Genomic DNA, 20,517 nt, shown 5'->3' with positions numbered 1-20,517 from the left:
CCTATTCCCGCCAATCCGCGACCGTGGCGCCGTCGGCCGTCTCGAAGGAGACGCGCTCCAGCGTGATGCTCACGAGGCACACCGGCCGCTGGTCGGGCCCGCCGGCCCGGCACCGGATCGGCCGGCCCCCTGCGTCGGCGATCTTGCCGCGCACGACCAGTTGCAGGGGCATGGCCGGAGGCGGGGCGTCCGGTTCAAGCTTCACCGTCGTGCGATAGGGGCGCTCGCCCCGCCGAGGAATCCGGGACCCACCGGCGGCGAAGACGCGGACCAGGCCGAGGCTCTCGCCGCTTGCGGGACCTTCCACGCCGCTGGAGGCCGGACATGCGGCCGACGTGATCCAGGGACGCCGCAGCCAGAATCCCTCCAGCGCTTCCGCTGGGGAGTCGGGGGCGGAGAAAGCCTGCCGCCACCCCTCATCGGACCACGACGTCGCGGTCATCTGGATCGTCATCGCCCTGCGGTCTTCGTCGATGACATAACCATCCGCGGTCTCGGATGGGCGGGGTCCGGCGCAGCCAAATGGCTGGCGGGCCTCGAAGCGGCGGCCGGCAAGGGCGGCCACGTCCTGCGGATACGCTGCGCCCGCTGCGTGCGCCTCGGCGGCCGTGGCGGCCACGGCGATGAGGTCGGCGCGTGAGAGAACGGGAAGAGGCGCAGGGACCGCCGGCGAGAGAGGCGCTGGCGCCGCAGGGCTCGGCGTTGCGGGCTCGGGTTCGGCGCGGGAGCAGGCGGCCAGGAATGACGCAAACGCCACGGCGGTCAGCCGGCGTACCGAACGGGTCGGCGGATAACGCATGGCCCAACGATAGCAGCCGTACGTCCGATGGCCTACGCTCGGGCGCATGACCTTCGACCAAACTGCTGCGCTGGCCGTGCTGGTGGTCGTGGTGGCGGCCTTGATATGGGGGCGCGTGCGCTCCGACGTCGTGGCGCTGGCGGGCGCCGCCGCGCTCCTTGGTCTGGGCGTGGTCCGCCCCGTCGAAGCGCAGAGCGCCTTCGCGAGTCCAGCGCTGATCGCCTTGGCGTCGCTGTTCGTCATCGCCTATGCGCTGGAGCTGTCGGGCGTGCTCGACGCGCTCATCGCGCTCGCCATCCGCCTTTGCCGGCGTCTGGGCGCGCTTGGGATCTGGTTGGTGATCGGCATATGCGGCGGGGCGTCCGCCTTTCTCAACAACACCCCCATCGTCGTCCTTGCGGCGCCCGTTGTTCGGGATGTGGCCAACGCTCAGGGGCTGTCGCCGCGCCGGTTTCTGATTCCGCTGTCATACGTGACCATCCTGGGCGGCGCCTGCACGCTGATCGGTACGTCGACCAACCTGCTCGTCAACGACATGGCGCGGAGCGCAGGCCAGCCGGGGTTCGGCCTCTTCGACATCACGCCCGTGGCGCTGGTGGTGGCCCTGGCCGGGGGCGCCTACCTCCTCCTGGCGGCGCCGAGACTGCTGAAGGGAAGCGGCCCGTCCAGCGAGGATGAACAGTCCAGGGACGCGCTCGCCGAAGCCTCGCACGCCCAGACAGGGTCGGTGGGCGACCCGACCCTGTTCGCCCAGCCGCGACCACTCGACTTGAGAAAGGGACTCATATCGCTGGTGGTCTTCGTGACTGTGGTGGTGGTCGCCGCGCTCGGCTACGCGCCGATCGCGGCCGCCGCCTTCACCGGTGCGGTGGGGCTCATCCTGATGCGGGTCATCAGCGCCGACGAAGCCTATCGCGGCCTGCGTCCCGAGATCCTGCTGCTCATTGCGGGCATGGTCGTCGTCGGCCTTTCGCTTGAGGTCTCAGGACTCGCCAGCGCCGCCACGAACGGCCTGATCACGGCCGTTCAGGGCTTGCATCCCCTGGTCGCCCTGGCGCTGCTGTACGGCGTCACGCTGTTCGCGACCGAGGTATTGTCCAATGCGGCCGTAGCCGTCCTGGCCACGCCGCTGGCGGTTGCGCTGGCCGAAAGCCTGGGCGTCAGCCCGCAGCCCTTCCTGATCGCCATCATGCTGGCCGCGAGCGCCGCCTTCGCCACGCCCTTCGGCTACCAGACGAACGTGCTGGTCTACGAGATGGGGCGGTACAGTTACCTGGACTTCCTGCGTGTGGGCTTGCCGCTCAACCTGATCACCTGGGGAGCGGGGATGCTGGCCATCCCAGCGTTCTTCCCGTTCTGACGCTTACTTCGCCTCGGCGATCGTCTTCATGGTCGCCATCACGCCGGCGAACATCTGCTGGCGGCGGGTCCTGTTGGCGTCCCTCTGCTCCGCCGGGATCGAGGTCTGGTCGAAGAACAGGGTGTAGACGAGCTTGGATTTCGCGTTGTCCACCGGCCGGATCTCGACCGTGCCGTGGTACAGGATCTTCGTGTCCACGTCGGCGTAGGTGTACGACATCGGAGTGACCGCCACGATCACCTCCTCGATCCGGTTGGCTATCTTGCGGACCGCGCCCAGTTCGCCGTCCTTGCCCGAAGTGATCTCGCACGGCGCCTTCAGCCAGGCGCCGATGTCGCAGTAGCCCTTGAGTCTGGACCATGCCGTGGCGGCCGGGGCGTTGATCTCGGTCTCCTGGACGATCGAGACGTAGTCCCCAGCGGCCCGGGCCGGAGCGGCGACGGAAAGCGCGGCCATGCAGGCGGCGAGGCAGGCGATGGTCTTCATGGTGGTCCCCCCGATGTGGAGGCTACCTTAGCGAGGTGGACGCCGCGGCGCCTATCACCTCAGAAACATCGGTACGACGAAGAGCGCCAGCAGCACGATAACCGCGATCGCCAGGATCAATCCCGCCTTCGGATTGGAGCCAAGAAGCCCCTCCCGCGGTCGCGGGGGCTTGGGGGGCGGCCGCTTGCGCTCCGCTTCCTTCGCCTTGCGATACCGGTTGAGGTCGGTGATGCGCTGGTCGTCCTCGGGCGGGGGCTTGGCCATCAGCCGGCGAGCTTCTCCAGATCCTCGGCCGAGATGTCGGCGTTGGAGTAGACGTTCTGGACGTCGTCGTCGTCCTCCAGCGTTTCGATCAGCTTCATGAGCGTGGCCACCGCGTCGCCCGACAGGGGCGTGAGCGCCTTCGGCCGCCAGGCGAGCTGGGTCGACTTGGCAGGCCCGAGGGCCGCTTCCAGGGCGGCGGACACTTCCGAGAGCTGTTCGAAGGCCGTGTAGACCGTGTGGCCGTCCTCATCGGATTCCACATCGTCCGCCCCGGCTTCGATCGCGGCCTCCATGACCTTGTCTTCCGAACCGGCGTCGGCGCCGTAGACGATCTGACCGACCCGGTCCCACATGAACGATACCGAGCCCGTCTCGCCCAGGTTGCCCCCACACTTGGTGAAGGTGGAGCGGACGGTGGAGGCCGAGCGGTTGCGGTTGTCGGTCAGGGCCTCGACGATGACGCCGACGCCGCCGGGGCCGAAGCCCTCGTAGCGGATTTCCTCGTAGGACTCCGCGTCGCCGCCAGCCGCCTTCTTGATGGCCCGGTCGATCACGTCCTTGGGCATGGACTCGGCCTTGGCGTTGGCCACGGCCAGGCGCAGGCGCGCGTTCATGTTGGGATCGGGCAGGCCAGCCTTGGCCGCCACGGTGATCTCGCGCGAGAGCTTGGAGAACAGCTTGGACCGGGCCGAGTCGGCGCGGCCCTTGCGGTGCATGATGTTCTTGAACTTTGAATGTCCGGCCATGGTCCCTTGGAGTCAGCCGTGGATGCAGGCGCTGCTTCTACACCGGCGGTGCGGGCGGGCGGAACCCCCGAGGCGGCAGCGGGTTAGCTTGGCGGCAACCCGGAGCGACGCTCATGAGCGTGGAAACAGACGAATTCTCCACCGAGACGACGCCCGCCGACGGCGAACTCGTCCACTGGATGGAGCCTGGCGAGTTCCGCGCCGGCGCGGCGGGGCTCGCGGCGGCTTTTGCGCTCGGCGCCGCGGCGGCCTGCGGAGCCATCATGGCCTGGCGATGGCTCGCGCCCAGACGGGAGGGATTGCCGCCGTGGAAATGAGGCCGAGGCCCCGTCCATTGACCGTCAGGCGGCGACCGCTGCCGGGCGCCGGCGGAGCGCGGCGCCGATGCTGGCGAACCCCAGGATCATCATCGCCCAGGTAGCCGGCTCCGGGACGGCCTGGAACCTCCAGTCGCCAAAGCCCGGCGTGTGAATCTCGCCGTTCTGGTTGAGGCTGGCGAAGACCGCCGTCCCTTCGATGAAGTTTCCGATCGATGCGGAGGCCTTCGGGGCGAGGACCGATCCGTACCAGCTCTTGGACCCGAAATTCAGGCTCGTGGCCTCGTAGAAGTTCCAGATCACCTTCGTGCCCAGTCCCGAGGGACCGTTGAAGTTGAACCCGCCAGGCAGGGCGATGTTCGAACCCGCCACATTGACCACGACCGCGTCGTAGCTGGTGGGGAAGGCGAACTGCAGGTTGCTGGTGGCGCCGAGGGCGGCGGGCAGGTCGGCGATGCTGTAGACCGCGACGCCGGACCCTGCGCCGGGATTGAACGTCAGGTTGCCGCTGACGGGCGTGGCCGTGTGCGTCTCATCGAGGCTGGCCAGGTAGAGCGACAGCTCGTTGAGGCCCGCGAACATGGCGTCGCGTTCCGCCGCCAGGGACGCGCCGAGACCGGGGTCCTGGATGACCACATTGCCGTTGATGTTGGTGTTGGCGAGCGTGCCGCCGTAGGTGAGCGTATGCGGCGCCGGGGATTGGAATTCGACGCCGCTCACCACGTTGCCGCCCACAAGGATGTCGCCGCGGACGTTCTTCTTCCCGCCGTCCACATTGCCGACGACGGTCAGGCCGGCGCCCGAAAGGTTGTCGAGATTGTAGTTGCTGGCGTTCCCCAGCACCGAGCCGCCGACGAAAGCGCGTCCCTCGACCTCGCTCGACGAGGTGACGTTCCCCTGGACGATGAGGTTGTAGCGGCCCATCGCGTCGAGGGCGGCGTTCATCTCGGTGACGCCCGCGTGGGCCGCGCCCGCCGTGAGTGCGCCCATGCAAACGGCCAGCGACGCCGCGGTCTTCCGCAGATTCATATTGGTGTCCCCCGACGAGAGTTCGTCGGCCTTAGCGACTGCAGCATGCGTGCGCAATCTGCTTCGCGCAGGAGGCGATCAACGAATTGCTGCGCTGCACACGGGCGCGGGCTCGGTCGGGCGGGGCTGCTCAGGCCGCGAGCGGCAGGCGCCGGCGGCGCAGGACGGCGCCGATGCCGCCAAAGCCGAGGATCATCATCGCCCAGGTCGCCGGTTCGGGCACGGCCGTCCGCATCTCGTCGATGCTGAGGCTGCCGGCGAAGGCGCCCATCCGCACCGCGCCGTTCTGGTACATATCCCGGGCGACGACCGTGCCTTCGACGAAGTTGTTGGTCTTGAGGTAGGCGTTGGGCGCGAGGATCGAGCCGTACCAGCTCTTGGATCCCAGATCGACGCTGGTCGCCTCCCAGAAGTTCCAGATGACCCGCGTGCCGAGTCCCGTCGGGCCATTGAAGTTGATGCTGCTGGGCAGCTTCACGGTGGTCCCGGCGACGTTGACGATCACCGCGTCATAGGTCGTCGGTGCGTTGAAGACGAGCTGGCTGCGGGTCTTCAGCGCCTGTTCCAGGTTCGCCAGGGAGAACACGGCCACGCCGGCGCCTGCGCCTGGATCGAAGATCGCCTGCTGCCCATTCGCCGAATAGGTCAGGACGTCCGTCGGCGTCAGGCCGGAGAGGTACGCCGAGGTCGCGAGCAGGTCGGTCGCGAATGCGCCGGTCTGGTCGTCGATCAGGTCCTGCAGGCCATCGGTGGTGTCGTCGCCACCGTGCTTCGCGCCATTCGAATTCGACACCGAACCGCCGTGGTAGATGTGCTGGGCGTTGGTGTTCTTCACGTCGCCGCCGGCATAGACCGAGGCGCCATTGGCGTTCACCCCCTTGGCGTCGCCGCCCACCATGACCTGGCCGCCGCCATTCATATTGGCGCCCGACGTCAGGTCGCCGCCGACCTTGAGGTTGCCGCCGTTGCCCACGTTCTTGGCGCCACCGGTGACGTCGCCGCCGACGGTGAGCGCCGTGCCGGACTGACCGCCGGGCTTGGTGAAATAGTTGGAGGACCCGCCCGAAAGGTTGCCGCCCACGAACGTGCGGCCCTGGACCTCGGACGTGGACTTCAGGTCCTTGAGGACGATCAGGTTGTAGTCCCGCATCGCCTGCAGGCCCCCGTTCACCTGGGCGGCATTGGAGGCGGGGGGCAAAGGATCGGCCGCGGCCACGCGCGCGCCGGCCAGGGCGGTGGCGGCGGTGAGGACAAGAAGGGTCGGACGCATACGCATCAGCCGACCTACGCACGGGCGCGGTTAACGGAGGCGCCAACGCGCCGCTCACCGCTACTCATTCTGGGGGGCCTAGAGGCCGGCGATCTTGCGCCCGCAGGCCGCCAGCGCCTCGCCGGCAAGGCCGTGCGCGAGCTGGAGCCGACGCGTCTCCACGTCGACATCACCATAGGGCCAGAAGCGGATGGTGCGGGCGCGGCCGCCCCGCGCCGGCCGGACAATCAGCTCGATCTCCCGCGTCATGTCGCCGGGCGTCAGCTTCAGCGACTCGATCCGCATGCCGTCGCGCAGGCCGCTGTTCCAGGCGGGACCCCGACGGCGGACGCCCTTCACGACCTTGGAAGCCTGCGACGCCGCATGGTCAAAGCCGGCGTCGAACCCCGGCGTCACCGTCACCCGGGCGTCGAGGCAGCCGTCGAACATCTGCTCCGGCAGCGGGATCACCGCCCCGCCGTCGGCATAGCGGGCGATGTCGGGCCTGAGGTCGATCTGCGCCACGACCCAGGCGGCGGAGACGAGGCCCGTGACCACGTCCGGTCCCTGGCCGGGCGGGAACTGTTGGTAGTGATCGCGCATCCTCAGGATCACGTCGTCCAGGTCGGCCTTGCCGCCGGTCTTGCGCCGAATGTCCTCGTCCCACTTGAGGGCGAGTATCAGGGCGCGCGAGCCGGGGTCGCGGGCGGTGTCGGCCTCGGCGAGCTGGCCGACGGCTGAATCCGGGGTCAGCAGGCCTGATCGGAGCAGGCTCCGCTCCGCGGCCAAGCCGGCGATCCCGTCGGCCAAGCGTCGCGCTGAACTCGGCGCCTCTTCCATGCGGCCGAGCCGTTCCGGGACCCAGGCGCGGACGTACGCAGAGGCGATGGCGCGCTGCAGACCTCTGTCGGAGATGCCAGCGACGGGGAGGGCCACGGCGTCGCCGCGGTTCAGGGGCTGGTCGGCCGCCGGGGTGCGGACCACCAGGACCGGTCCGGCCCCGTCGCCAAAATAGGCGCGGTGGGCGACGATCACGGGGACGGCTGCATCCGCGAGCTGTTCGGCCATCGTAGCGTCGCGGCCCCGCAGGGCGGCGCGCAGGACTCCGTTCGAAAGCGTCCGCTGCGCCACATGCAGGTCGGGCCCGGCGACAATCACAGACTGGCGGACCGCGGCCACCGTCAGCGCCCGTCCCATCGCGCCGTGTTCCAGGTCCGTCGCCGTCGCCCAACCCTTTGGGAGGCGCGACCATCGGAAGGTGGCGGCTGCGCCCTCCAGGCCGGAGGGCGCGGCGAAGAGGGACTCGCCCAGCGCCGCGACGCCGTTGGGCGACGAGGGAGACCGGTAGCGGATCGCGATCTTCGCACCCGGGCGGTGACGGAGCGTGGCCGGAGCCGTCAGCTGGGCGCCAGAGACCGCGAGGCCCGAGGCCAGCCGTTGGGGGATGATGAGTTGCGTCTCGCCATCCGGCTCGCCACGGAAGCGTAACTCGACGTCCAGCTTCCCGTCGGCCGCGACCCCCAGCCGATAATCCACGGTCTCGGGCTTGCCCGCCCCCATCAGGAGGACGGCGGTGGCGGTGAGGGCGAGGAGGCGCATCAGGCCTTCTTAGACCGGTTCGACGGGCTCGCAGTCGAAGCGGTCGATCTGGCCGTTTTGAAGGCGGTAGATCGCGTCCTGCGGCACGTCCTGCGCCAGGGTGGCGTGGCGATCCAGCCCCGCATAGGCCCCGCGCACAAGGCGGCCCGTAACGCCGTGGCTGACGGCGATCACCCGACGCTCGCTCTCCGGCGGCAGGTCGGCGAGCCAGCTTGCGGCCCGGGCGTGGACGTCCTCGAACGTCTCGCCGCCCGGCGCGCCGAAGAACCATTCGCCGGTTGCGAAGCGCTCGGGATGGATCTCCGCGACTTCCGCCCGGAGCCGCCCTTCCCACTCGCCGCAACAGACCTCTGCGAGCCGGGCGTCGGTCTCGACGGTGAGACCGGTGGCGCGGGCCACCGCCTCGGCGGTGCGCTGCGCCCGGCCGATCGGGCTTGCGACGAGCCGCCAGCCACCGCCCTCGCGGGCGACGAGGTCGGCGGCGAGCCGCGCCATGGCTTCCGCCTGCCGCAGGCCGAGCGGCGTGAGGTCGCTTTCGGTGTGACCCTGGATCCGGCGTTCCCGGTTCCAGAAGGTTTCGCCATGGCGCAGGAGGATGATCATTTCTTGCGGCGGACGACCGGGTGGGAGGTCGACAGGCCGCCGTCCACCGCCAGGGTCTGGCCGTTGACGTAGGAGGCGTCGTCCGAGGCGAGGAACAGGGCCGCCGCGGCGATCTCTTCCGGTTGGCCGTAGCGGGTGGTCGGGTTGAGTTGGCCGATCTTGTCCTCGTTGCCGCGGGCGCGGGCGCCATCGAAGATGGGCTTGGTCATGCCGGTCTCGATGAGGCCGGGAGCCACGGCGTTGACGCGGATGCCCGTGCCGTACAGCTCGTTGCAGGCGGTCTGGACGAGGCTGATCACCCCCGCCTTCGAGGCCGAATAGGCCGGGCCGCCGGCGCCCGAGCGGATGCCCGCCACCGAGGCGGTGCAGATGATCGAACCCTTGCCTTGGGGGATCATGGCTTCGGAGGCGTACTTCACGCCCAGGAACGCGCCGATCAGGTTCACCCGCAGGATCTCGGCCCAGTAGTCGGCCGTCTGCTCGTGCAGCGGGGCAAAGCCGCCGGAGATGCCGGCGTTGGCCCAGAAGATGTCGAGCGCGCCGTACTCGGCCTTGGCCCGCTCCACGAGACCCTTCACGAAGGCGTCGTCCCCGGCGTCGCCGACCACCGCGACCGCCTTGCCCCCGGCGGCCTTGATCGCCTCGGCGGTTTCGGCGACGGCCTCGGCCCTGTCGGCGATGATCAGGCGCGCGCCCTCGGCGGCGAACAGCTTGGCCGAGGCCCGGCCGATGCCGCTGGCCGCGCCGGTGATGACGGCCGAGCGGCCGGAAAGACGTCCCATGATGTTCCTCTGATGACTCAAGCGTTGGTCTTGGCGCGGCTGGCTGCGGCGCAGATGGCGTCGACGAAAGTGTCGTAGAGAGCCGGCGGCACGTCGTGGCCCATGCCGGGGATCATCCGCAATTCGGCGCCGGGGATGGCCGCCGCCGTCTCGCGCCCGCCGACCGGCTGGACGAGCGGATCGTCCTCGCCATGGAGGACGACGGTCGGGACGTTGAGCTTGCGCAGCTCCTCGGTCCGGTCGCCGTCGGCGCCGATGGCCTGGCGCTGACGGCCCACCCCGGCCGGGTTGAAGGCTCGGGCGTGCTCGGCGACCACGCGCTCGCGCAGCTCGGCGTCGGTCCAGGGATAGGCCGGACTGCCGATGACGCGGGCGTTCTTCACCCCGTGGGCCACGAAGGCCTCGTAGTCCGCGGCCGGATCGGGCGGCGGGTTGCTGATCACCGCCATGGCCTCGGGCGTGGCGACCACGTCGCCCGACGGCGCCGACATGATCGAGGTGAGCGACAGAACCCGCGCCGGATAGTCGATCGCGATGCGCTGCACGATCATGCCGCCCATGGAGACGCCGGCGATGTGGGCCTGCTTCACGCCGGCCGCATCGAGCACCGCCATTGCGTCGGCGGCCATGTCCTTCAGGATGTAACGGTCGCCCGACTTGAACCAGGTGGAGAGCCCCGTGTCGCGGTTGTCGAACCGGATGGCGCGGTAGCCCCTGGCCACCAGTTTCTCGCAGAACGCCTCGGGCCAGCGGGTCATTTGCGACCCCAGGCCATTCACCAGCAGCACCGTTTCCGGCCGGTCGTCGCCGAAGCTCTGGTACTCGATCTCGACGGCGCCGTTTCGCGCTCTAGGCATCAATAGTCCTCCCTGCCGCGTACCTTGAGAGTTGTGTCCTGGCTGCTGCGACAATCCCTGCACGTGAATCGGCTGGTCTTCCGAAATCTTGTGCGCCAATCATGGTCGCCAGAATCGCCCGCGGGGAGGGGCCGAGCCGAAGCATGCGCGTGATCGTTCCCCTGTTGCTGTCCCTGGCGATGTGGGCGTTCATCCTGCTTGGCCTTGCAGGCCTGTGGCTGAAGATCTTCGGCTAGAGGCCGTCAGGGGATCAGCAGGACCCGTCCCACCGCCTGACGGCTTTCGATGTAGCGGTGCGCCTCGGCCGCCTGCGACAGCGGGAATTCGCGGTCGATCAGCACCTTCAGTTCGCCCTTCGCCACGTCGCCGATCAGGCGCTGGATGTTGGCCTGCACCCGGTCAGTGTTGATTTCGGCGCCCAGGAACACGCCCGAGAGGCTGCGGTTGCCGCCCATCATCGAGCCGACGTCCACGGTCATGGGCTCGCGGCCGGCCTGGCCCACCATCGACACCCGGCCGCGGTAGGCGAGGCTGAGGATCGACGACTGCAGGGTGGGGCCGCCGACGGAATCGACGATCACGTCGCAGCCCTTCTTGTCGGTGAGGCGCATGACCTCCTGCACGACGTCGTGGGTGCGGTAGTTGATGCCGTGGGTGAGGCCATAGGCCTTCAGCTTCTCAAGCCGCTCGTCCGACGAGGCGGTCGCCAGGACCATGGAGGCGCCCGCCCGGGCCGCGAGCTGGATCGCGGCTACGCCCACGCCGGACGCGCCGGCCTGGACGAGGACGACCTCGCCCTTCTTCATGCGGCCGAACTCGAACAGGCAGTCGTCGGCGGTGCCGAAGGTGACCGGGATGACCGCCGCCTCCTTCGTGCTGAGGCCGTCGGGGATCTTCCAGGCGGTGCGGGCCGGCACGGCGCGCAGCTCGGCGTGGCTGCCGAAAGCGCCGGTGGTGCACACCCGGTCGCCGACCTTCAGCGTGGTGACCTCGGCGCCGACCTCGACCACCTCGCCGGCGGCCTGGTAGCCCACGATGTGGGGATGGGTGACGAGGGGGCCGCGGAAGCGGTTCAGGGTGTCGCCGCCTTCGATCGACACCGCCTCGACGCGGATCACGACGCCCTTGGGATGGCATTGCGGGTCGGGAACGTCCTCGTAGCGCAGAACCTCGGGACCGCCATTCTTGTAGTAGACCGCAGCCTTCATCGGCCCATCCCCTCAAACATCTGTTTGACTTCACACATTCCATGCCGATGGTGCTGACGCAAGGGGAGGGTGCCATGGAACTGGCCAAGCCGCGCATCGACATCGGACTCGCGACCAACGACCTCCAGCCCATGCTGGCGTTCTGGCAGGGTGAGGTGGGCGTTCCGCTGGATCACGTACTGCCGATCCGGCGCGGCCAGGACCAGCACCGGCACGACGTGCTCGGTAGCGTGCTGAAGATCAACCACCACGAGGCGCCGCTGCCGGCCACCCCGCCCAGCGGCTACCGCGAGTTGCTGATCGCGCGCCAAGGGCTGGCGGCCCCGAAGGCCATGGCCGATCCCGAAGGCAATCGGGTCACGCTCGTCCCACCGGGCTTCGAGGGCGTCACCCAGATCGGCGTGCGGCTCGGCGTGCGCGACGTCGAGGTCCATCGGCGCTTCTATGGCCAGGCCCTGGGTCTGCCGGAGGAGCGGCCGGGCGTGTTCCGCGCCGGCGAGAGCCTCGTCCTGCTGGAGGCCGATCCGGATGCGCCGGCCGACGCCCAGATGCAGGGGCCGGGCTGGCGCTACATCACCCTCCAGGTCTTCAAGGTTGACGCCGAGCACGCCAAGGTCCTGGCGGCTGGAGGGCGCGAGGCGCTGGCGCCCGTGACGCTGGGAACAACGGCGCGTATCTCGATGGTGCGCGATCCCGACGGCAACTGGATCGAGCTGTCCCAGCGCGCGTCGATCACCGGCTCGCTGGAGGCCTGACCACCGACCTCCCTATGCGAAAGGGGCTCCGGCGTCGCCGCCGGAGCCCCTTCGTCGAACATGTCCGCGCCGGGCCTCAGGCCGCGGCGAAGCGGGTCCGGCGGAGCATCGCGCCCGCGCTGCCGAAACCGAGGATCATCAGCGCCCAGGTCGCCGGCTCGGGCACCGCGCCTACACTGTCGCTGGTGAGCAGCCGGGTGTGGAAGTTGCAGCAGGCGAAACCGAGATTGCTGTCAGGGTTGTCGTAGCTCATGACGTTCATGTTCCGGTTGGAATAGGCCGTGAACGTCGGGCCGGGGTTGATCGGAGCGGCGTAGTCACCGCTCACGTACAGGGGAGAGCCTGGCGCGCCGACGGCGCCGACGGCGTACCAGCGTCCAGCGTTGAGGTTGAAGGAGAACAGATCGGAATAGAACCAGTCGTACCCTTCGCCGGCGACGACGTGGCTCACATCGCTGAACACGGTCTGGCCAGTGGAAGTCGGGTCGACGCCATTGCCCAGATCGATGATCACGAACTTGACGTCGGATTCGCCGCCTCGAAGACGGGAGCCAATCTGGTTGATCGTCTGGTCAATGTTGGACTGGAAGACCGCGGTGTAGCCGTAGTTCGAGATTTGAGCGTGGTATTCGCTGCGGGTGAAGTTGTCGTAGATGACGGCGGCCTGGGCCGCGCCGCCGACGGACAGCATGGAAAAGGCCGCGAAAGCGGCTGCGATCTTCAACTTCATCAGAATCCCCGACTCAATGCCGGCGCACCCTCGCCGGTGGCGACGTTCAGGCGTGATTTGCCGGCCGGAAGCTAGACAATTCCCCGCCGAGGGGAATTGTCATCCGAGCGCACGCAAAGGGAGCCGCCGGCCTAGCCGTTCCGCTTCACCCAGTTGCGGATCGCCGAGATGATCACGTCCTGGGTTTCGGGCTGGAGGTAGGCGTGCATGGGCAGGCTGATGACCCGCCCGGCCGCGGCCTCCGTCACCGGCAGGCCGCCGGGCTGCGGATAGCGGGCGTAGGGCGCCTGTCTGTGCAGCGGGATCGGATAGTAGACCGCCGTCGGAACGCCCTCGCCCCGCAGGTGGGCCGCCAGGCCGTCGCGGTCGTCGGTCTCGATGGTGTATTGCGCCCAGACGGAGACGCCGCCGTCCATCACGGCTGGCGTGCGGACCACGTCGCCGAGGCCCTCGGCGTAGCGGGCGGCGACGTTGTTCCGGGCCTCGATCTCGTCGGCGAAGATGGTCAGCTTCTGCAAGAGCACCGCGGCCTGGATGGTGTCCATCCGGCTGTTCATCCCGACCCGCATGTTCAGGTATTTGGGGTCATGGTCGAAGGTGCGGCCTTCCAGGTCGGACTTCACCGCCTGGCCGTGGACGCGCAAGGAGACCAGCAGGTCGTGAAGGCGCACGTCCTTGCACAGCACCGCCCCGCCGTCGCCGTAGCAGCCCAGCGGCTTGGCCGGGAAGAACGAGGTGGTGGTCACGTCCGCCCAGTGGATCGGGTGGTGACCCCGGAGCGTGCCGCCGAAGCCCTGGGCGCTGTCGGCGATCAGCTTCAGGCCATGCTGCGCACAGACGGCCGCGATGGCCGGATAGTTCGCGGGCTGGCCGAACAGGTCGACGGCGATCACGGCACGGGGCGTGAGCTTGCCCTCGGCCTTCACGGCCTGGATCGCGGCGTCGAGCTTGGCGGGGTCGAGGTTGTAGGTGTCGGGCAGCACGTCCACGAACACCGGCGAGGCGCCCACAAGCGGCATCGCCTCTGCGGTCGCGGCGAAGGTGAAGGACGGGCAGAAGACCGCGTCCCCGGGTCCGATCTCCCAGGCCATCAGCGGCAGCACGAGGGCCTCGGTGCCCGAGCCGCACGACAGCGCAAAGGGCGCCTGGCCGAAGGCGGCGAGCTCGGCCTCGAACTGGGCGATCTCGGGGCCCATGACGTAGGCGCCCGAGCGGACCACCTTGAGGATCGCGTCCTCCAGCGGCTGGCCGAGGCGGGCCCGCTGGGCCTGGAGATCGATGAACGGGATCATGGCCGCGGCTTATGCCCTGCGTCGCGCGCCGCGGCCAAACACGCTTGGTGTCGGATGATTTCCCATCCGACGCAGCGGCGTCACTCGGCCTTGTAAACGACCCCGTCCTTCATCACGAAGCCGACCTTGGTCAGGATCGTGGCGTCCTTGGTCGGGTCGCCGTCCACGGCGATCAGGTCGGCGCTGTAGCCGGGGGTGAGGCGGCCGGCGACCTGGCCCAGCTGCAGGTGGTCGGCGGCGTTGACCGTGGCGGCCTGGATCGTCTCCAGCGAGGTCATGCCCGCCTTCAGCAGGAGGGCGAACTCGCCGGCGTTGTCGCCGTGGGCCGAGACTCCGGTGTCGGTGCCGAAGGCGATCTTGACGCCGGCCTGATGCGCGCGCCGAGTCATATCCAGCATCATCGGTCCGGCCTGCAGCGCCTTGGCGGTCTGGGCGGGGGTGAAGAAGTTGTTCGGGCCCTTGGCGATGCCGACCACGAAGTCGCCCGCCATCAGGGTCGGCACGAGGTAGCCCCCGTTCTTCTTGAGAAGCGCGATGCCCTCGGCGTCGAGCCAGGTGCCGTGTTCGATGGAGTCGCCGCCGGCCTTCAGGAAGCTGGTGATGCCGTCGCCCCCGTGGGCGTGGGCCGTCACGCGGCGACCCATGCGGTGCGCGGAGTCCACGATCGCCTTCAGCTCCTCGTCCGAGAACTGCTGGCCCAGGCCCGCGGCGGTGTTCGAGAGCACGCCGCCGGTGGCGGTGATCTTGATGACGTCGGCGCCCTTCCAGACCTGTTCGCGGACCGCGCGCGAGCAGTCGGCCGCGCCGGAACAGACCGACTCCGGCCGCAGCACGTGCATCACGTCCTCGCGGTAGCCGTTCACGTCGCCATGGCCGCCGTGGATCGAGATCGCCGAGCCGGCGGCGACGATGCGCGGTCCGGGAACGTCGCCGAGGGCCGTGGCCTTGCGCAGGGCGAAGACGGCCTCGTTGTCGCCGCCGAGGTCGGCCACGGTGGTGAAGCCGGCCATCAGGGTCTTGCGGGCGTAGCGGGCGCCCACCATCGCCTGCTCGGCGCCCGACTGGGTCACCTCTTCCAGGCGGCTGTTCGGGTTCTGCTGGCCGGTGATGTGGACATGGCTGTCGATCAGGCCGGGCAGGACGAACCGATCCTTAAGGTCGACGACCTTGCCGCCGGGCTCGGAGACGTAGCCGTCGGCGACCCGCACCACCTTGCCGCCCTGGATCACCAGGGTCTTCTGCGTCTCGACCTTGCCGCTCGCGGGGTCGACCAGAACGCGTCCGGCCTGGACGAAGGTAGTCCCCGCCGTCTGGGCGGCGGCGGGCAGGGCGATGGCGGCGGCGCAGAGTGCAGCCAGGGCGAACGTCTTCAACTGGAATCCCCCGAAAAACAGGTTTGGGGGACCCTAGATGCGACGTCCGGAAACCGCCAGGGGCGGGCTTCAGATCTGCCGCGCGCGGCCTTCCCAGTAAGGCGCCCGCACCTTGCCGCGCTGGATCTTGCCGGCCTCGGAGCGCGGCAGCTCGGTGACGAAGTCGAGGCTGCGGGGGACCTTGAAGCTGGGCAGGCTGTCGCGGGCGAAGGCCAGGATCTCGTCGGCCAGCAGGCTGGAGGGCTCGTAGCCCGGCTTCAGCAGGATCACGGCCTTCACCTGCTCGCCCCACTCGTCGTGCGGGACGCCCACGGTGGCGCTGTCGGCGACCGCCTCATGCTTGATCAGCTCGTTGTCGATTTCCTGCGGATAGATGTTCACCCCGCCGGAGATGATCGTCTCGGCGCTGCGGCCGGTGAGGAACAGGTACCCGTCCTCGTCGAAGTAGCCCATGTCGCCCATGGTGAAGTAGTCGCCGACGCGGGACGCCTGGGTCTTCTTCTCGTCCTTGTAGTAGGTGAAGCCGCCCCCCGGCGGGAGCTGGTGATAGATCGTGCCCGAGACGTTCGGCGGGCACTCGTTCCCGGCCTCGTCGAGGATCTTTGAGCCCAGCAGCTCGGGCTTCTTGCCGACGGAGCCGGGCTTCTTCAGCCACTCCTCGGAGTTGATCATGAAGCCCGCGCCGCCCTCGGAGCCGGCGTAGTATTCGCTCAGCACCGGACCGAACCATTCGATCATCGCGTACTTCACTTCGGGCGGGCACGGGGCCGCGCCGTGAACGATGTATCGGACGCTGGAGACGTCGTACTTCGCCTTCACCTCGGCCGGCAGAGCCAGCAGGCGCTGGAACATGATCGGCACCAGGTGCATGTGCGTGACCTTGCGCTCGGCGATGGTGCGGAGGGTGTGTTCCGAATCCCACTTGTCGAGGAACACCAGGGTTGCGCCGGCGCCCATGGCGGCTCGTACGTCGAAGGCCAGCGGAGCGGCGTGGTACGCGGGGCCCGCACAGAGCTGCACCGAGTGGGCGTCGTAGCCGCGCATGGCGTACATGGCCTGGGGCGTGACCACCGGCGTCGGGCGGAACACGCCCTTCGGCCGGCCTGTGGTGCCCGAGGTGTAGAGCATCTGGTTGCCGAGCACCGGGTCGTCGATGTCGGACGGGTCGAGGCCGGCCAGCGCCTGATCGTAGTTCGTGAAGCCATCGAGGCCGCCGCCCACGGCGATCTTGAGGCGCAGGTTCGGCGCCTGGGCCGCAGCGGGGGCGACGGTGGCGATCCGCGCCTCGCCGAACAGGGCCTGGGCCTCGCAGTCGTTGAGGATGTAGGCGACCTCCTCGGCGGTCAGGTGCCAGTTCACGGGGGTGATCCGGAAGCCGGCCCGCAGGGTCGCGGACTGGATCTCCAGGAACTCGTGCCGGTTGGACATCACCAGCGCCACGCCGTCGCCGGCCTTCAGGCCCGCCTTGCGCATCAGCCGCACGAGGCGGTTGGCGTTGGCGTTCACTTCGGCGAACGATCGCGTCGCGCCGTCCGGGTCGATCACGGCCGCCTTGTTCGGCTGTACATCGGCCCAGACCGCCATGGTCATGCCGTTGAGCGCGGCGGCTTCCAGCCGCTCGGCCACGCTTTCCCGTTCCTTCACCGCTTCCATCCCGTCTTCCTCCGTGCGCCGTCTTGAGGCGGCGTCATTCCCGTTCTTCGAAAACGACCATGACACGGCGGAAGGCGGGCGGACAACGCCGAGTACGTTGCGGCGGCGACATGTAGCGGCAGGCATGTGGTCGCCTTGTCAGCGGCGACAACTCCCGCCACGCTTGGCCAATGGTTGCGCCGCCTGGGCCAGAGGCCGCCGGGTCGTGGGACGCCGATGCGTTGCGGCGGCTGTCGCGCCTGTCACTCGACTACCTGGTCGACTCCATCGAACTCAGCCGCGCCGGGGGCGATATCATCGACCGGCTGCTGATCGCCGCGATACTCGACGCCAATGTCGCGCCCGTGAAGCAGGATGTGGGCCTGCAGTTCGCCTATGGCGCGCTCGACGACGCCCCGCCCGAAGGGGTGCGACGCCCCGTCAGCATCAATGCGGTCGCCCATTCCCTGCGCTTGCCGTTCGAGACAGTCCGGCGGCGGGTGGCTCGGCTGGCGCGCCAGGGCGTCTTCGTGATGACGCCGCGCGGCGTGCTGGTTTCCCAGACGCGCCTCGAGTCACCGGCGTTCAAGGCCCTGAGCTTGGCCCGATACGAGCGGCTCCGGCGCTTCTATAGCGACCTGACCGACGCCCAGGCGTTGCCGCCGATCCCCATCGCAGGCAGCGAAACGGTGGGCGATGTCATCGATCTCAACGGCGTCTCCCCGCCGGTGCGTGTCGCGAACCGCGTCCTCGCCGAGTACCTGATGCGCTGCATCGAGGCGGTCACGAGCCGCGTCGGCCATCCGGTGGACGGTCTTCTCCTGCTGCATGTGGCGCGGGCCAACCTGCCTCCAGACGGGGAGGCGGCCGGGCCGCTCGTGCCGGTGCGGACGGCGGTGCTTACGGATCTCATGGCCCTTTCGCCTGAAATCGTCCGCCGCCGACTGCTGACCTTGGAGCGGGCAGGATACTGCCGACGCTCACGGGAGGGGACCGTGCTAGGCCCGGCGGTCGTAGAGCACCCCGCGGCCGCGGCCCTGCTGCAGGAGAACGCCGGCAACATCGAGCGTCTGTTCAACCGGCTGGCCCGACTGGGCGTGCTCGCCGCCTGGGCCGAATCCTAGGCCTTCCCTCAGCGCGTAAGCTTTCGGAGCGTCCAGCCGCCCGCGGTCGCCCCGACGGCGGTAAGGAACGTGCCCCAGGTGATGTCGATCAGGGTGATGTGCGTGGACCAGACCTTCAGCGTCGCCTGGTTGGTGAGGTCGTAGGTGGCGTAGCAGAGGGCGCCCAGCATCGCGCCGGTGAGGGTGGTCTTGATCAGCGGCTTGTCGCGGGTCGGCCAGACGGCGAGGGCCAGGACGCCGGCGATGTAGACGAAGTAGAAGACCACCGCGGGTCCGATCCGCGCCTCGCGCAGGGCGACGGGGTCGAGGGTCGGGAAATAGACCTTGGGGCCCGCCTGCGTCAGCCAGACATAGTCCATGGCCGCGAAGGCGACCGCGGTCGCCAGGTAGGTCGCGATCAGTCTCAGCATGATTTCCCCCCGCCTCACGCCGGCCTCAGCCGGTAGTGGCTGACGCCCCATTCCGCACCGCCACGGTGGCCGAAGAGTCCGGCGGTGGCCAGGAAGAACAGGCGCCAGCGGCGATGCCAGAGGGTGGCCTGGTCGCCGTAGACCTCGTCCAGCACCGGCCGGATCTTCGCGATGTTGCGGTCGTAGGCCTCAAGCCAGTGCAAAGCGGTCTTCTCGTAGTGGGTCCCGCTCCAGCGCCAGTCCTGTTCCAGGGTGAACAGGTCGGGGAACTGGGTGATCAGGCCGTGGCTGGGCATCACCCCGCCCGAGAAGAAGTACTTGCCGATCCAGTCGGCCTCGTCGTCGACGTCGAACCGGTAGGGCGTGGTCCGGTGCGTGAAGACGTGGATGAAGAGCCGACCGTCGGGCTTCAGCCAGCCCTTCACGCGGGTGAGCAAGGCCCTCCAGTTCGCCATATGCTCGAACATCTCCACCGAGACCACGCGGTCGAATTCACCGTCCGCCTGGAAGTCGTTCATGTCACAGGTGATCACGTCCAGGTTCGAGAGGCCCCGCTCCTGCGCCCGGGCCAGGATGAAGGCCCGCTGGCTGGCCGAGTTCGACACCGAGGTGATGCGGGCGTTCGGATAGGCCTTGGCCATCCACAGCGAGAGCGAGCCCCAACCGCAGCCGAGCTCCAGGATGCGCTGGCCATCCTTGAGGTCGGCGTGGGCGGCGGTCTCGGCGAGGCCATGCTCCTCGGCCTGGGCCAGGGTGTCGCCGGGGTTCGCGTACAGGGCGCAGGAGTATTTCAGCTGCGGGCCCAGGCAGTTCAGGAAGAACTCCGCCGGCACCTCGTAGTGCTGGGCGTTGGCCGCGTCGGTGTGCTCGGCGATCGGGCGCTCGGCCATCTCGCGGGCGAAGGCCGCGTCCGCGTCCGCTCCGGCCGCGGAGAGCTGGCGGCGAGCATTGGCGACAAGCAGGTGGATCGCGGTCTTGCGAACCACGTCGGGCAGGGGCGCGCCTTCGAAGGTGTCGATGATGGCGGCGGTCAGGCTCATTCGGAACTCAGGCTTTCTTGGGGGGAGACGGGAAGAAGACGGGCACGCGGCGCTGGTAGTCGCGGAAGGCCTCGCCGCGGGATTCCAGCATGGCGGCTTCGAGCGGCGGGACGCCCGAGACGTGGCGCAGCAGGCCGTACATGACCGCCGGCGCGGTCAGGCTGAGCCAGGTGAGCGGCCGGCCGGGGTCGAGGGCGATGACCGGATAGGCAAGCCACCCCAGCCATTGGAAAAAGTAGTTCGGGTGGCGCGACCAGGCCCAGAGGCCGGTGTCGATCACCTTGCCCCTGTTGGCGGGATCGGCGCGGAAGCGCTTCATCTGGGCGTCGGCGACCGCCTCGCCGGCGATCGCCACCAGGAATAGGGCCAGGGCCGCGGCGTCGCGCAAGGCCGGCGCCGGACCGGGGGAGTGGGCGGCCAGGAGCACGGAAACCGAAAGCAGCGCCGTCGCCGGCGCCTGCGGCAAGGTCACGAACAGCATGCCCATCGGATAGCGGGGGCCGAAGTCCTGGCGGAACTTCGCATAGCGGGCGTCTTCGGGATGGCCGGCGACGCGGGGGGTCAGGTAGAGGCCGAGGCGCGTGGCCCAGAGCACGACCATGGCCGCAACCAGGGTCTGGCGGGCCGGTTCGATGTCGCCCACGGCGGGCCAGAAGGCGGCGACGGCCAGCACCGCGCCCGAGCCCCAGGTCCAGAAGACGTCGGTCCAGCCGCCGTTGCGGCGCGCCAGGCCGAACGCCCACGCCGCGACCATCACCGCCAGCATGGCGACCAGCACGCCCAGCACCAGTTGCAGCAGCATCCGACCTCCGCCCAGCCATACGAACATGATCCGCGCTCAGACGCATCCGGCGCTGTGATG

At 69.1% G+C, this 20,517-nt stretch carries 21 protein-coding genes and 2 pseudogenes; 4 read left to right on the top strand and 19 right to left on the bottom strand.

Going from position 1 to position 20,517, the window contains the following annotated elements; all coding sequences use genetic code 11:
- Position 1 precedes the first annotated feature (1 nt).
- Complete coding sequence (locus tag DJ019_RS14655) at positions 2–799, bottom strand: hypothetical protein (RefSeq protein ID WP_133255311.1); 798 nt, start codon at positions 797–799, stop codon at positions 2–4.
- Between the two features lie 46 nt (positions 800–845).
- Here DJ019_RS14655 and DJ019_RS14650 point away from each other — a divergent pair, with 46 nt between their 5' ends.
- Positions 846–2,159 (top strand): SLC13 family permease, encoded by a 1,314-nt coding sequence (locus tag DJ019_RS14650; protein WP_111276787.1) that lies wholly within the window; start codon positions 846–848, stop codon positions 2,157–2,159.
- Between the two features lie 3 nt (positions 2,160–2,162).
- Here the strand turns inward: DJ019_RS14650 and DJ019_RS14645 are convergent, their stop codons facing one another.
- The 3 genes from DJ019_RS14645 to DJ019_RS14635 are packed head-to-tail and all read right to left on the bottom strand — an operon-like array spanning position 2,163 to position 3,655.
- The gene (locus DJ019_RS14645; protein ID WP_111276786.1) at positions 2,163–2,645 is read right to left on the bottom strand and encodes an SRPBCC family protein; all 483 of its coding nucleotides are present in this window, start codon (positions 2,643–2,645) and stop codon (positions 2,163–2,165) included.
- 54 nt (positions 2,646–2,699) lie between these two features.
- A complete protein-coding gene (locus tag DJ019_RS14640) occupies positions 2,700–2,909 on the bottom strand; it encodes a hypothetical protein (RefSeq protein WP_111276785.1) in 210 nt (69 codons plus the stop codon).
- Positions 2,909–3,655, bottom strand: coding sequence for a YebC/PmpR family DNA-binding transcriptional regulator (locus DJ019_RS14635; RefSeq protein ID WP_111276784.1), 747 nt, complete (start codon positions 3,653–3,655; stop codon positions 2,909–2,911). Before DJ019_RS14635 ends, DJ019_RS14640 begins: the two co-directional genes overlap by 1 nt.
- 113 nt (positions 3,656–3,768) lie before the next feature.
- On the opposite strand from DJ019_RS14635, the gene DJ019_RS14630 reads away from it, so the two are divergent.
- Positions 3,769–3,972, top strand: a complete 204-nt coding sequence (locus DJ019_RS14630) for a hypothetical protein (RefSeq protein ID WP_111276783.1) — start codon at positions 3,769–3,771, stop codon at positions 3,970–3,972.
- Positions 3,973–3,996: 24 nt separating this feature from the next.
- Here the strand turns inward: DJ019_RS14630 and DJ019_RS14625 are convergent, their stop codons facing one another.
- The 8 genes and pseudogenes from DJ019_RS14625 to DJ019_RS14595 all read right to left on the bottom strand — a co-directional run bounded on the left by DJ019_RS14625 (position 3,997) and on the right by DJ019_RS14595 (position 11,299).
- A complete protein-coding gene (locus tag DJ019_RS14625) occupies positions 3,997–5,001 on the bottom strand; it encodes a collagen-binding domain-containing protein (RefSeq protein WP_111276782.1) in 1,005 nt (334 codons plus the stop codon).
- Between the two features lie 130 nt (positions 5,002–5,131).
- Positions 5,132–5,230 (bottom strand): annotated as a pseudogene (locus DJ019_RS21695) (PEPxxWA-CTERM sorting domain-containing protein); the annotation flags it as partial.
- Positions 5,231–5,266: 36 nt separating this feature from the next.
- Positions 5,267–6,151, bottom strand: a pseudogene (locus DJ019_RS14620) (collagen-binding domain-containing protein); the annotation flags it as partial.
- A gap of 198 nt (positions 6,152–6,349) precedes the next feature.
- Positions 6,350–7,849, bottom strand: coding sequence for a M61 metallopeptidase family protein (locus DJ019_RS14615; protein ID WP_111276780.1), 1,500 nt, complete (start codon positions 7,847–7,849; stop codon positions 6,350–6,352).
- A 9-nt stretch (positions 7,850–7,858) separates the two neighbouring features.
- On the bottom strand, positions 7,859–8,452 hold the full coding sequence (locus tag DJ019_RS14610) for a histidine phosphatase family protein (protein WP_111276779.1): 594 nt from the start codon (positions 8,450–8,452) through the stop codon (positions 7,859–7,861).
- Positions 8,449–9,234 carry an SDR family NAD(P)-dependent oxidoreductase gene (locus tag DJ019_RS14605; RefSeq protein ID WP_111276778.1) on the bottom strand — a complete coding sequence of 262 codons (786 nt, stop codon included), beginning with the start codon at positions 9,232–9,234 and terminating at the stop codon, positions 8,449–8,451. Before DJ019_RS14605 ends, DJ019_RS14610 begins: the two co-directional genes overlap by 4 nt.
- Positions 9,235–9,251: 17 nt before the next feature.
- Positions 9,252–10,091: an alpha/beta fold hydrolase gene (locus DJ019_RS14600; RefSeq protein ID WP_111276777.1), complete on the bottom strand. Its 840-nt coding sequence runs from the start codon at positions 10,089–10,091 to the stop codon at positions 9,252–9,254.
- A 242-nt stretch (positions 10,092–10,333) separates the two neighbouring features.
- Positions 10,334–11,299, bottom strand: coding sequence for a quinone oxidoreductase family protein (locus tag DJ019_RS14595; RefSeq protein ID WP_111276776.1), 966 nt, complete (start codon positions 11,297–11,299; stop codon positions 10,334–10,336).
- 74 nt (positions 11,300–11,373) lie between these two features.
- Here DJ019_RS14595 and DJ019_RS14590 point away from each other — a divergent pair, with 74 nt between their 5' ends.
- Entirely contained in the window at positions 11,374–12,054 is a 681-nt protein-coding gene (locus DJ019_RS14590) for a VOC family protein (protein WP_111276775.1), read from the top strand.
- A 76-nt stretch (positions 12,055–12,130) separates the two neighbouring features.
- On the opposite strand, the gene DJ019_RS14585 is transcribed toward DJ019_RS14590, so the two are convergent.
- The 4 genes from DJ019_RS14585 to DJ019_RS14570 all read right to left on the bottom strand — a co-directional run bounded on the left by DJ019_RS14585 (position 12,131) and on the right by DJ019_RS14570 (position 17,102).
- Positions 12,131–12,784 carry a PEPxxWA-CTERM sorting domain-containing protein gene (locus tag DJ019_RS14585; protein ID WP_111276774.1) on the bottom strand — a complete coding sequence of 218 codons (654 nt, stop codon included), beginning with the start codon at positions 12,782–12,784 and terminating at the stop codon, positions 12,131–12,133.
- A 131-nt stretch (positions 12,785–12,915) separates the two neighbouring features.
- On the bottom strand, positions 12,916–14,076 hold the full coding sequence (locus DJ019_RS14580; protein ID WP_111276773.1) for a DegT/DnrJ/EryC1/StrS family aminotransferase: 1,161 nt from the start codon (positions 14,074–14,076) through the stop codon (positions 12,916–12,918).
- Positions 14,077–14,156: 80 nt separating this feature from the next.
- Positions 14,157–15,434 carry a metal-dependent hydrolase family protein gene (locus DJ019_RS14575; RefSeq protein ID WP_240606500.1) on the bottom strand — a complete coding sequence of 426 codons (1,278 nt, stop codon included), beginning with the start codon at positions 15,432–15,434 and terminating at the stop codon, positions 14,157–14,159.
- Between the two features lie 84 nt (positions 15,435–15,518).
- The gene (locus tag DJ019_RS14570) at positions 15,519–17,102 is read right to left on the bottom strand and encodes an AMP-binding protein (protein ID WP_240606492.1); all 1,584 of its coding nucleotides are present in this window, start codon (positions 17,100–17,102) and stop codon (positions 15,519–15,521) included.
- Positions 17,103–17,272: 170 nt separating this feature from the next.
- Between DJ019_RS14570 and DJ019_RS14565 the strand changes: the two genes are divergently transcribed.
- Positions 17,273–18,205 carry a hypothetical protein gene (locus DJ019_RS14565; protein ID WP_133255310.1) on the top strand — a complete coding sequence of 311 codons (933 nt, stop codon included), beginning with the start codon at positions 17,273–17,275 and terminating at the stop codon, positions 18,203–18,205.
- An 8-nt stretch (positions 18,206–18,213) separates the two neighbouring features.
- Here the strand turns inward: DJ019_RS14565 and DJ019_RS14560 are convergent, their stop codons facing one another.
- The 3 genes from DJ019_RS14560 to DJ019_RS14550 are packed head-to-tail and all read right to left on the bottom strand — an operon-like array spanning position 18,214 to position 20,484.
- The gene (locus DJ019_RS14560) at positions 18,214–18,615 is read right to left on the bottom strand and encodes a DUF2177 family protein (protein WP_111276770.1); all 402 of its coding nucleotides are present in this window, start codon (positions 18,613–18,615) and stop codon (positions 18,214–18,216) included.
- Positions 18,616–18,629: 14 nt separating this feature from the next.
- Positions 18,630–19,655 (bottom strand): SAM-dependent methyltransferase, encoded by a 1,026-nt coding sequence (locus DJ019_RS14555; protein ID WP_111276769.1) that lies wholly within the window; start codon positions 19,653–19,655, stop codon positions 18,630–18,632.
- Between the two features lie 7 nt (positions 19,656–19,662).
- The gene (locus DJ019_RS14550) at positions 19,663–20,484 is read right to left on the bottom strand and encodes a DUF1295 domain-containing protein (protein WP_240606491.1); all 822 of its coding nucleotides are present in this window, start codon (positions 20,482–20,484) and stop codon (positions 19,663–19,665) included.
- Positions 20,485–20,517: the final 33 nt, after the last annotated feature.

Source organism: Phenylobacterium kunshanense (genome assembly GCF_003254525.1).
Lineage (GTDB): Bacteria > Pseudomonadota > Alphaproteobacteria > Caulobacterales > Caulobacteraceae > Phenylobacterium > Phenylobacterium kunshanense.
This window is presented reverse-complemented; position numbering and strand designations above follow the sequence as displayed.

Coding starts and splice junctions, on each gene's coding strand:
- DJ019_RS14595 (WP_111276776.1), bottom strand. CDS start 11,299: ATGAAGGCTGCGGTCTACTACAAGAATGGCGGTCCCGAGGTTCTGCGC.
- DJ019_RS14600 (WP_111276777.1), bottom strand. CDS start 10,091: ATGCCTAGAGCGCGAAACGGCGCCGTCGAGATCGAGTACCAGAGCTTC.
- DJ019_RS14615 (WP_111276780.1), bottom strand. CDS start 7,849: ATGCGCCTCCTCGCCCTCACCGCCACCGCCGTCCTCCTGATGGGGGCG.
- DJ019_RS14645 (WP_111276786.1), bottom strand. CDS start 2,645: ATGAAGACCATCGCCTGCCTCGCCGCCTGCATGGCCGCGCTTTCCGTC.
- DJ019_RS14560 (WP_111276770.1), bottom strand. CDS start 18,615: ATGCTGAGACTGATCGCGACCTACCTGGCGACCGCGGTCGCCTTCGCG.
- DJ019_RS14580 (WP_111276773.1), bottom strand. CDS start 14,076: ATGATCCCGTTCATCGATCTCCAGGCCCAGCGGGCCCGCCTCGGCCAG.
- DJ019_RS14650 (WP_111276787.1), top strand. CDS start 846: ATGACCTTCGACCAAACTGCTGCGCTGGCCGTGCTGGTGGTCGTGGTG.
- DJ019_RS14635 (WP_111276784.1), bottom strand. CDS start 3,655: ATGGCCGGACATTCAAAGTTCAAGAACATCATGCACCGCAAGGGCCGC.
- DJ019_RS14585 (WP_111276774.1), bottom strand. CDS start 12,784: ATGAAGTTGAAGATCGCAGCCGCTTTCGCGGCCTTTTCCATGCTGTCC.
- DJ019_RS14590 (WP_111276775.1), top strand. CDS start 11,374: ATGGAACTGGCCAAGCCGCGCATCGACATCGGACTCGCGACCAACGAC.
- DJ019_RS14630 (WP_111276783.1), top strand. CDS start 3,769: ATGAGCGTGGAAACAGACGAATTCTCCACCGAGACGACGCCCGCCGAC.
- DJ019_RS14610 (WP_111276779.1), bottom strand. CDS start 8,452: ATGATCATCCTCCTGCGCCATGGCGAAACCTTCTGGAACCGGGAACGC.
- DJ019_RS14565 (WP_133255310.1), top strand. CDS start 17,273: ATGGTTGCGCCGCCTGGGCCAGAGGCCGCCGGGTCGTGGGACGCCGAT.
- DJ019_RS14605 (WP_111276778.1), bottom strand. CDS start 9,234: ATGGGACGTCTTTCCGGCCGCTCGGCCGTCATCACCGGCGCGGCCAGC.
- DJ019_RS14640 (WP_111276785.1), bottom strand. CDS start 2,909: ATGGCCAAGCCCCCGCCCGAGGACGACCAGCGCATCACCGACCTCAAC.
- DJ019_RS14570 (WP_240606492.1), bottom strand. CDS start 17,102: ATGGAAGCGGTGAAGGAACGGGAAAGCGTGGCCGAGCGGCTGGAAGCC.
- DJ019_RS14555 (WP_111276769.1), bottom strand. CDS start 19,655: ATGAGCCTGACCGCCGCCATCATCGACACCTTCGAAGGCGCGCCCCTG.
- DJ019_RS14655 (WP_133255311.1), bottom strand. CDS start 799: ATGCGTTATCCGCCGACCCGTTCGGTACGCCGGCTGACCGCCGTGGCG.
- DJ019_RS14550 (WP_240606491.1), bottom strand. CDS start 20,484: ATGTTCGTATGGCTGGGCGGAGGTCGGATGCTGCTGCAACTGGTGCTG.
- DJ019_RS14625 (WP_111276782.1), bottom strand. CDS start 5,001: ATGAATCTGCGGAAGACCGCGGCGTCGCTGGCCGTTTGCATGGGCGCA.